Raw genomic sequence first — 2,514 nt, 5'->3', positions numbered from 1 at the left:
CCAGCGGGCGGCCGCCGTTTCGTCTGCCCGGACGCCTTTCGCCCGCCCACGGCCTGTCGCTGAGCCGGTTCTTGCCCGATTCCGGGCAAGAAGTTGTCGTTCCTCGCTTCGATGGGCCACGCTCAGCGGCATGAGGACGTCTCCCGACCTCGTCGCCCAGGTGGCGGCGACCACCGGTCTCACGCCCGCCGAGGCGGCGCGGGTGGTCGGCGACGTCGTCGCGTACTTCGCCGAACCGGTGGAGGACGTCGTCCGGCGCCGGCACGCCGAGCTGAAGACCCACGGCGCGAAGAACCCCGAGATCTTCGCGCTCATCGCCGCCGAGCTCGAGCAGCGGGTCGTCGCCGCGCCCCGGCTCAGCGAACGACAGCTGCGCCGGATGATCTACGGCTGATCCGGCGCCGCCCGCGGGCCGCGCCGCCCGTCCCTCCGTACCCCTGAAGGAGCACCATCATGTGTGGAATCGTCGGTTACGTCGGCGGCCAGAACGCCGCCCCTCTGCTCGTCGAGGCCCTCGGCCGGCTGGAGCACCGGGGGTACGACTCGGCCGGCGTCGCCGTCGTCGGCTCCCAGCTCAAGGTCACCAAGCGCGCCGGCCGGGTCCGCGACCTGGCCGAGGTGCTGCCCAAGCGGATGCCCGGACGCGTCGGCATCGGCCACACCCGGTGGGCCACCCACGGCCCCGCCACCGACGTGAACGCCCACCCGCACACGGACGCGACCGGCACGGTCGCGGTGGTGCACAACGGCATCATCGACAACGCCGCCGCCCTGCGCGCCCGGCTCACCGGCCAGGGCGTGGAGCTCGCGAGCGACACCGACACGGAGGTGTTCGCCCACCTCGTCGCGCTGTCCGCCGCGGACACGCTGGAGGGCAAGGTCATCGACGCGCTGGACGCCGTCGAGGGCACCTACGGGCTCGCCGTCGTGCACGCCGACTTCCCGGACCGGGTGGTGGTGGCGCGCAACGGCAGCCCGCTGCTGGTCGGCGTGGGGGAGAAGGAGATGTTCGTGGCCTCGGACCTGGCCGCCCTCGTGCGCCACACCACGACGGTGGCGCACCTGGCCGACGGCGAGCTGGCCACCGTCACGGCGGCGGGCTTCACGACGTTCCGCCGGGACCTGACCCGCACGCAGACCACGGCGCGGGAGGTCGACGTCGACCCCAGCGCCTACGAGCACGGCCAGATCGACGGCCGCCCGCGCATGTACACGGAGATGCTGGAGCAGCCGGCCAGCGTGGAGCGCGCCCTGCGCGGCCGGCTCGACGAGCGGTTCGCGACCGCGCACCTCGGCGGGCTCGAGATGGACGCCCGCGCGCTGCGCGCCGTGCGCCGCGTCAAGATCCTGGGCTGCGGCTCGGCGTACTACGTGGGCCAGATGGGCGCATCCCTGGTCGAGGAGCTGGCCCGTGTCCCCGCCGACGCCGAGGCAGCGAGCGAGTTCCGCTACCGCGACCCCGTCATCGAGCCCGACACCCTGTACGTGGCGGTGAGCCAGTCCGGCGAGACGATCGACACCCTGCTCGCCGTCGAGGAGATCCGCCGCAAAGGCGGCCGCGTCATCGGCCTGGTCAACGTCGTCGGCTCCGCGATCGCCCGGGCCTGCGACGGCGGGATCTACCTGCATGCGGGGCCCGAGATCGCGGTCGCCTCCACCAAGGCACTCACCACGATGTTCGTGGGCTTCGCCCTCCTGGCGCTCCAGCTCGGGCGGGTGCGCGACCTCTCCGTCGCCGACGGGCGCCGGCTCGTCGCCGGGCTGCAGGCCCTGCCGGCCCAGATCGAGCAGGTGCTCGACGGCGAGGAGCGGATCGCGCAGGCCGCGAAGGCGCTCGCCGCGGCGGAGAGCCTGTTCTTCGTGGGCCGCGTCCGGGGATACCCGGTGGCGCGCGAGGGCGCGCAGAAGTTCAAGGAGATCAGTTACCGGCACGCCGAGGCGTACCAGATGTCCGAGCTGAAGCACGGGCCGCTGGCGCTCATCTCGCCCGAGGTGCCGACGGTCGCCATCGTGCCCGACGACGAGCTGACCGACCGGAACGTGGCGGCCCTGCACGAGATCGCCGCGCGTGGCGGCCCCCTCGTCGTCATCACCCACGACGGCGTGGACCTGGGCGAGCTGAAGGCGGAGCGGATCGACGTACCGCGCAACGAGCGGGAGCTGGACCCACTGCTCCTGACCGTGCCGCTGCAGCTGCTGGCCTATCACGCTGCGCTGACGCTCGGTCACGACGTGGACAAGCCGCGGAACCTGGCGAAGTCCGTCACCGTGGAGTGACGCCGGTGACGGGCGCCCGGTTTGCCGCCGGTGACGGGGATGAAACGGGCGCCGCGCACCACCGCGCACGTCGCGCGCACGCTGATTTTGCGTGGACAGCGATCGCTGTGTACTGTTCCGGTTGTTCGCCCGACAGGGAGACACGGACAGGAAACGCGAAGAGCGTGACTGGCCGGTCCCGGGGCGGGAACCACTCCAGATCTTCGAGGTAGCTTCGTGCGCTTCGTTTCTGGGTTG

At 72.4% G+C, this 2,514-nt stretch carries 2 protein-coding genes; both read left to right on the top strand.

What is annotated here, in order from left to right:
- Positions 1 to 130 precede the first annotated feature (130 nt).
- Complete coding sequence (locus tag ACFWEJ_RS28390) at positions 131 to 394, top strand: hypothetical protein (RefSeq protein ID WP_377232505.1); 264 nt, start codon at positions 131 to 133, stop codon at positions 392 to 394.
- Between the two features lie 59 nt (positions 395 to 453).
- The gene (glmS, locus tag ACFWEJ_RS28385; protein ID WP_377232504.1) at positions 454 to 2,277 is read left to right on the top strand and encodes a glutamine--fructose-6-phosphate transaminase (isomerizing); all 1,824 of its coding nucleotides are present in this window, start codon (positions 454 to 456) and stop codon (positions 2,275 to 2,277) included.
- Positions 2,278 to 2,514 lie beyond the last annotated feature (237 nt).

The organism is Promicromonospora sp. NPDC060204, assembly GCF_042728455.1.
In the GTDB taxonomy this organism is placed as follows: domain Bacteria; phylum Actinomycetota; class Actinomycetes; order Actinomycetales; family Cellulomonadaceae; genus Promicromonospora.
Note: the sequence above shows the minus strand (reverse complement) of the source record. Positions and strands in the feature narration are given on the sequence as shown.